This window comes from Streptomyces sp. NPDC047869, from assembly GCF_040704065.1.
In the GTDB taxonomy this organism is placed as follows: Bacteria; Actinomycetota; Actinomycetes; order Streptomycetales; family Streptomycetaceae; genus Streptomyces.
Genome location: NZ_JBEYRK010000061.1, coordinates 1 through 7,176, shown reverse-complemented (window position 1 = coordinate 7,176; position 7,176 = coordinate 1). Strand labels below are relative to the sequence as shown.

The window sequence follows — 7,176 nt, the reverse complement described above, 5'->3', positions numbered from 1 at the left end:
ACGGCGAGCACGAACAGCTCGCCGCCTTCCAGGCAGTCATCGAGGACCGCCTGGCCCTGCCGTTCACCACCGTCGTGCTCGGCATCCCCGTGACCGTCACCGCACTCCAGGAACAGCCCGGCAGCGGCATCGCCGCCCTGTGCAGACACGGCCGGCACGCTCAGACGATCGGCATCCTCGACCTACCGCTGCCCGACCCCGCACCCGAAGGGTGGGTCTGGGTGGAGGCATACCGGCACTGGACATCCTGAGCCGCCTACGCGCCGGACCCTTCTTCCTGGCTGCCCTCTGTGAGGAAGGCGGCGGCAAGGGCCTGATCACCGAGTCGGCTCCCGCCACGAACAGACGCATCCCAGAAGTTTGCAGGCGGTTCGTCGCGGCCATCGCCGGCTGGATGGTCATCCTGGTTGTGGGCTGCGTTTCTGCGGCCAGGTCTGCAACACCGTGCTGGGGGAGGGAAGCGGTCCGGTCCGCGACGTCGGTATGCCGCAACGCTCCAGCCATGCCGCGGCGGTTGCGGGGATCTGCCGAGCCTGGTCTGACCGGCGGACAAGCAGGTCTTCCGCAGGGAGGGTGGTGTCGGGCGGCGTGGCGTTGTGGTCCGGTGCCTCGCCGGCGAGGCGGAGGGCCTGCTACCCGGTTGCATGGTCGGTCCTGTCGGGCCGGCCGGCCGGCAGGGGGGTCAGGAGGCCGGCCTCTTCCGCGTCGGGGTGGTGTTGCCGCCACTGGTCGGCGAGGCGGGCCGCGCGGCGGGTCTCGTGGTGGGGGAGGCCGGGGTGCTCGAGCAGTGCACGGAGGGTGGAGTGGGCCTCGGCCGTGATCGCGTGGTCGTCGAGCCAGCGGAACGCGAACGCGACGGCTTGCCGCATCCGGCTCTCGTCCGGTTCGGGTCGGTCCAGAAGCGAGGAGAGGACGACGCCGGCTTCCAGTAGCTCGCCGTTGCGCCGTAGCCAGCCCATCGCCTTGCGCCGGACCAGCTCCTGCACCTGCACGGTCAGGTCACTCCGGCCGAGGAGCGGACCCAGGACGTGGCTTGCCTCGCGTCGCCATCCGTGGGTCTCGACCCATCGCAGCGCCACGGGGACGAGGGGCCCGGCGCCGCCGGCGGGCAGGTTCGACAGCCCGTATCGGAGCACGTGGTGGGCGTTGACGTCGTCTGCGAACTCCTCCAGCCAGGGTGCTGCGACCTTCTGCCAGTTGCGCACCGCGGCGTCGGCCCAGGGCGGCCCCGAGCAGATCACGTCGAGGGCGTGGCCGCCGTCGCCGGCTTCCCGGCGTATGACGTCGCCGAGGGCCTGGGCGTGGTCGGCGAACCACTCGTCGAGGACCGTGCAGAGGGCTTTCGCACGGTTGCCCGGGGCCAGGTCGTTCATGAGCCGGGCGAGGGTCGTCGTGTAGCGGCCGACGGTACGCGCGCTGGTCAGGCAGCCAGCGAGGAGGGCACGCGTGCGGTCGCGATCCGGAGTGCGGCCGCGTGCCGGCAGGACGACGGACTGGACGAGCTGGTCGCAGACCACGTCGTGCGCGGTGTTCAGCAGGCCGCTGCCTTCGTCGTGCTCCAGCCAGCCGAAGCCGATGAGGGTGTTCACCACGTTCTCAGCGCGCGGCGACCTGCTCGACGTTCGGGCCAGGCAAGCGGTGGCCGCCGCGATCACATCGGCCTTCTTCTGGGGGCAGGCGGCGGCCGCGGCGGCGGCAGGCAGCAGCCAGTGGGCGGCGGTGACCTCGTCGAAGGCGGTTTCGTGGGGGCCGTCGGCGGGGAGGCCGTCCCCCGCCAGCCGGCCTCTCGCCCAGTTCCCCAGGGCGCCGCCCGTGGGCAGCCTGGTCATGTCGGGGACCGCACGTCCCTGGAGGGCCCGGTGCTCCAGCTCTTGGGCCATCAGCACGGCGATGGTGGGGCGATGGCCGACCATTTCCCGGCTTCGTTCCATGCCGAGGCGGTTCACCAGGGTGGGGGCCATCGTGGCCACTGCGTGGTCGGCGATCAACCGCTGGAAGTCCTCGTCCTGCCGCAGCTCGACCTCGTCGAACAGGTCGTGGAGCTGAATGCGGCGCGCGGTGCGCAGCCAGCCGGAACGCGCGGAGGCGAGCAGGGCCACCTGGATGCCCCTGCGGCGGGCTTCTGGCAGGAGAAGGTGGTGCAGCGCGGTCAGGTCGAGCTGGGCGCCGTCGCTTCCCTCGTCCGTGAGGTACTCGTTGAGATGGTGGATCACGACCAGGACGGGGCTGTTCTGCGCCAACACCGCGGCGGTCAGCCGGATGGTGAGGGACGATCCCTGATCGGCGCGGACGTGGAACACCCGCCAGCCCTCGTGCAGCGCCATCCAGCCCACCTCCAGGCCGGTCCGGGTCTTACCCGTCCCGGCCGCGCCGACCAGCAGCACCCCCCGGTCGTCGGCGTCCCGCAGGCGGCACAAGAGCCTGTGGGGTTCCGAGGGGTGGCTCGGACCGGGGGACACGAAGGGCAGGTACTCAGGGGTGAGGCTCTTCTGGTAGCCGGCGAGCCCGTCGACGAAGGTCTGTTGGCCGACGACCATGGCCAGCGGGTCCGGGACGTCTCGCCCCGACAGACCTTGCGGGGCACGGTTGACGGGCGGGGCCGGGGGGCCGGTGAAGGCACGGTTGCGGGCCAGGAGGATCTTGTGGCCGTCGCCCCGCGTGGCCATCCGGGGCTCGGGAACGGGCAGATCGTCCACGATGCGTCCCGCGAGCCGGGCCCGGACCGCTGCGAAGACGTCGGCCGTGCTGAGGTGGCTCTGCTCATGGCCCCGGCGGCCGTCGGGCAGCTCGCCCCCCAGCCCGTCCCGGAGCACCTCGAGGAGGGCCAGCGTGAAGACGCTGCCCTCCGTCAGACACAGGGACTGCTCGGTCTCGGCGGCCGATGTCAGGACACAGGCCCCCTCGATGGCGAGCGGATCGGCCGCCTCCACCCCCGTCAATGCTTCGCCCATACGCGCAGCCACGCCGCTGTAGCAGCAGTCCACGATGACCACCTTGCGCCGGGCCCGGGACACCCCCACGTACTCCCGGACCGCCTCGTACGGCACGGAGTGATGGCGGCGCGTGGTACTGGAGGCCTCGGTGGCCAGGAGCAGGCCACCGCCCCGGTCGAAGTGGCCGTGGCCCGCGTAGTAGACCAGGAGTAGATCGTCAGCCTCCTCGGCCGCTTGGCACACGGCGTCGAGAACGCGGCCCTGTCCGCTGTTCTCGGAAAGGACGACGCAGTCCTCCCTGAGGAGGCCTCCCACCTCCGGGTCGGTCAACTGGGCGAGTAACGTGGGGACGTTCCGGCTCACCCCCTCAAGGGCCGGCAAGTAGGTGAAGGCGTGTACGCCGAAGAGCACCGCGCGGGAGGCGCGCGTCTGCTGTTCGGTCATGACCGGGGGGTACCGGTGTCCGTGCCCTCGCTGTCCAGACGACGCAGGAGCTCCGCCAGTTGTGCGCCGTCGAGGTGGCCGATGTCGACGCTCGAGCCGCCGTACGTGAGGGTGCGCGCGCCGCGCAGGGCGGCACTGGCCTTGGCGACCCGCCAACTGGCGTAGGCGACCGCGAAGTTCGCAATGTCGAGACCGTGATCGAACGCGATGTCGAGGGCGTGGAGCACGCTCATCGTGGCGCCGGGCGTGCTGACGGGGGCGACGGACAGCCGGCGCGCCTGCGGATCGCGGCTCAGCCAGTCCTGAAGGTCTGCTAACGCCTGCTCGTCACCGTCGCCGTGGATGCGGACCCGCATGTCCTCGGCCTCCCCTCGCCACATGGGTCTCGAACAGGCCTTGAGGGTAACGGAATCCAGTGGACGCAGCCGTGGTCCGAACACATTCGCAGTCCTCTGATTGTGTCAGTGAGAAGCAGCATCGTCTGACGGTTAGTTCTGGGAACGCTTGAGTCTGCTCGGCGGCAGGAATGTCGACGAGATTCAGCAACACCGTGGATCGGCGGCAGTAGGATTCGGTGCCGGCCTCTCATGTGCTGGCCCCCCGGGCCCCGCTCGTCCTGCAGGTGCCCGTCGGACGCATCCAGTGGCCGGCCGATCCGTTGATGTGGCACCTGGCGCGCCCGCTGGTCGAGCGGGTGTCATACGGGGCCGGCGTCCTGCGGCCGAGGGCTCGCCGGCGGGTGACGCGGGGCGTGTGCGGGGACCGGCGGTGCCGGACCCAAGGCCTGCGGCACGCCCCGTTGCCGACCCGCTGCGCGGTGAAGAGGGCAGCCGCGCTCGCCCTCCCCGCAGCCCTTCAAACGCCACAACGCCGGCCGGGAAAGCCTCACCGGGGTGCTTCTTGCTCGCGCGGCCGGCGGGGACGCCACGCGTCAGTTCCTTGTGCCAGCGTTCCTGCTCGATCCGCGCCACGGTGTCGGCCGTTTCGTTCGCCTTCATGGCCGCTTCGTTGGCCTGGCGGGATGCCCTCCACGCCGCCAAAGCGGCAGCGCCGCTGAGAAATGCTGAGGCCGCAGCTATGGACGTGTCGACGATGCTCATGCCGGACTGTATAGCCCACTTGCACTCTCCGGATCCTCGAGATCGGACGGCGCGCGCCGCTCAGCCCGTCGGCCCGGGCTCCAGGGGCGGAGTGTCGGCCGACATAGATCTGGGCGCGCACGGTGCCAGCGTGCCGGGTGTCGCCACCGGCCTGCACTGTCACGGGCTACGTCGACGCCGACCTCCACCACCAAGTTCGGCGCCACGAAGGTGGCGTGCAGAGTCTTGCGCGAGCCCCACCCGGCGCTGGACGTCCAGCCCGTCCAAGGGTGATCACCTCCGGCCGGTGTGAGGAGCTTGGCGACCGCCCGACCCACGGTCTGAGGAGCGTCGTGCTGCGCCGCGCCCCACGTACCGCAGGCGCCCGTAGGCGTCGTACCGGCCCAGCAGCAGTGTGCGGGGAGCCGCCGGAGCGCCGGTGAACGCGCCAACGATGGCGTCCTCAGTCTCTCTGACCTTGTGCTTTCTCCAGCCTCGGACGGTCGGCTCGTAAACGCCCTCCAACCCCTTGAAGACCACACCTTCGAGACCGACCGCCGTCCAACTGGTCAACCATTCCGGCACGGTTGCCGGGTCCGTGGTCGACGGGCGCAGCGTCCACGGTGCAGTGAGCCGGTGGTCAGCGAAGAGGGCCTGCAGCGCGGCCCTGCGGCGCCGGTAGGGCCACCTGGTCGTGTCCGTGCCCGAGATCCGAAGCAAATCGAAGGCGACAAAGTGCGCTGGCCACTGCTCGGCCAGCCGGATTGTCTGCAGGTGGAGTCGTACATTCTGTCGGTCGGCTCCGCAAAGCCTTCGCTGAAGGAGCTGGCGACCCCTCAGGGCCGCGAAGAGCTCCAGGAACTGGCTGGGAAGGCGGACCCTGTTGCACGGCTGGCACAGGGGACGAGGGGGCCGGCAACTTCCTACGCGCCCCTGTCGCACCAGGCCTCCGGCCATGCCCCCGCGCAGGAGGAGGCGCGCGCGGGATCATCGGCCGGGCCGGGCGCGACAGCACCGTAGCCGCCGCGGAAGATGACGTACAACGAGTGCAAGAAGGGCCTGGGCAGCGACAAGAAGTTCTATGTGAAGTCGCGGTTCGCCGTGTGCGACGGGGCCTCGTTCGTGCAGGAGTGGCTGCAGAACGGCCGCCCGGCTGGCGCGAGCATGTTCAACGTGCTGCTCTGAGTCAGGAGTGGCAGGTCGGACTCGCCGACTGGCATGCGCTCGCCATCTCTCGTAAACCCGACGATCGCGAGAGTGCACCGCCGCAGGTGCCACAGCCGGCGCACGCGGCGTAGAGGGGGCAGGCGGCAGGGGATTGGCCTCGATGGACCGGCTCAGAAGTTGGCCGGTTCGGCCTGGCTTTCGGTCTGGGCGGCGGGCGGCTGCGTCGAATAGGGCGTTGCGTAGAAGACGGAGGAGCCCTGCTTGCTGCGCTGGGCCTGGTTCCTCGCCACGAGCCCTTCGAGCGTGGTCCGTACGACGGTTGTCTTGATGGCGCGCTGGGGGTGCTCCTGGCCCAGTACGGTGGTGATCTCGGCAGCAGAGCGCGGTTCGTTTTGGCCGGCCAGGTGTTCGCGCACGAGGTCGACAAGCGTGGGTGATGTTGACGGTGCGGCCCCTGCCTTGGCGGCCTTCTTGCCGGTTCGCTTCCCGGCCGCGGGTGCCTTCTTGCGGGCGGTCGGCACCGTTGCGACGGGGTCAGGCGCAGCGGCCGTGGCGGGGACGCCGAGGGCCTGCTGCATGTTCACTAGGACCGTGTGGTCGTGCCGCCGGGCAGCCAACTGCGCCTGCAGTGCTTCGATCTCACCGCTGAGGCGTTCTTGCTCCTTGAGGTTGCGTTCAAGGTCACCGGCCACCTGTGCGCTGTACTGCGAGGTCAACTCGGTGTTTTCGGGCATGGTTTCGGGCATGATGCTCGCACCCTTCCTTGATGCTGCGGCCGACGAGCGGCGGGCGGTCCGCGGTGTATGCGAATTCCAACGTGGATGCTCATCCGCCTGATGTTGTGTGAGCAGTAGCAGTTACTGCCGCACAGTGTGTCGTAGCGATAGTACGGAAGACACCTGTGTCGTTCTCTGGGCGAGGGTCGCTCGAGCCGGTCGGTCATTGTCAGGCTCCGCTTTCCGGGCTCATTTGTGCCCAGGGCTGCAAGCCGCGCTGACCGCGGTGGGGTGAGTGTTGATCCAGGAGAGGCCGCCCAGGTCGAGGTGTCGGCGGGCGCGGGTGACGGCGACGTAGGCGAGGCGGGCGTCGGTGTCGCTGACGGGTTCGGGGATGGGGCGTCCTTGGCTGTCGTGCTGGTCGGTGTCCCTGGGCGGGGGGAAGTCGTCGGCGACTCGGATGGTGGGCCATTCGCGGCCTTTGGCGGTGTGGGCGGTGGAGACGGTGACGTCGGCGTGGGTCTCGTCGGTGAGTTGGTCGACTGCGGTGAGGATGGCGTCGGGGCCGTGGGTGTCGACGAGGTCGACGAAGGGTTGGAGGTCGCGTCCGGCGGGGTCGTGTGCGGCGTAGTCCTGCAACTCTCCCCATGAGGCGAAGAGTACGAGTTCGGGGTGGGAGGTGCGGCGGCCGTCTTTGAGGTCGCGGGCCGCGAGGGCGAGTGCGGCGAGTTGCTGGCCGCCGCGGGTGAGGGCGACGCGGTGGCCGGCGGTGAGCAGGCGCATGACTTCGGCCATGGCGCCGATGTTGGTGCGGCACAGCACTGCGTCCGGCCGGTT

Annotated in this window: 7 protein-coding genes; 2 read left to right on the top strand and 5 right to left on the bottom strand. The window is 70.1% G+C overall.

Going from position 1 to position 7,176, the window contains the following annotated elements:
• The coding region (locus AB0924_RS38360; protein WP_366913971.1) for a hypothetical protein at nt 1-251 on the top strand (251 nt) is incomplete at its 5' end.
• 381 nt (nt 252-632) lie between these two features.
• Here the strand turns inward: AB0924_RS38360 and AB0924_RS38355 are convergent.
• The 3 genes from AB0924_RS38355 to AB0924_RS38345 form a co-directional block, all read right to left on the bottom strand.
• Nucleotides 633-3,377, bottom strand: coding sequence for a caspase family protein (locus AB0924_RS38355; RefSeq protein WP_366913970.1), 2,745 nt, complete (start codon nt 3,375-3,377; stop codon nt 633-635).
• Nucleotides 3,374-3,733, bottom strand: a complete 360-nt coding sequence (locus AB0924_RS38350) for a hypothetical protein (RefSeq protein ID WP_366913969.1) — start codon at nt 3,731-3,733, stop codon at nt 3,374-3,376. Before AB0924_RS38350 ends, AB0924_RS38355 begins: the two co-directional genes overlap by 4 nt.
• Nucleotides 3,734-4,750: 1,017 nt before the next feature.
• The gene (locus AB0924_RS38345) at nt 4,751-5,413 is read right to left on the bottom strand and encodes a hypothetical protein (RefSeq protein ID WP_366913968.1); all 663 of its coding nucleotides are present in this window, start codon (nt 5,411-5,413) and stop codon (nt 4,751-4,753) included.
• Between the two features lie 75 nt (nt 5,414-5,488).
• Here AB0924_RS38345 and AB0924_RS38340 point away from each other — a divergent pair, with 75 nt between their 5' ends.
• On the top strand, nt 5,489-5,641 hold the full coding sequence (locus tag AB0924_RS38340; protein WP_366913967.1) for a hypothetical protein: 153 nt from the start codon (nt 5,489-5,491) through the stop codon (nt 5,639-5,641).
• A 152-nt stretch (nt 5,642-5,793) separates the two neighbouring features.
• Here AB0924_RS38340 and AB0924_RS38335 read toward each other — a convergent pair whose 3' ends face one another.
• On the bottom strand, nt 5,794-6,369 hold the full coding sequence (locus AB0924_RS38335; RefSeq protein WP_366913966.1) for a hypothetical protein: 576 nt from the start codon (nt 6,367-6,369) through the stop codon (nt 5,794-5,796).
• Nucleotides 6,370-6,588: 219 nt separating this feature from the next.
• A partial coding sequence (locus AB0924_RS38330) for a 3'-5' exonuclease (protein ID WP_366913965.1) occupies nt 6,589-7,176 on the bottom strand: 588 nt, incomplete at its 5' end.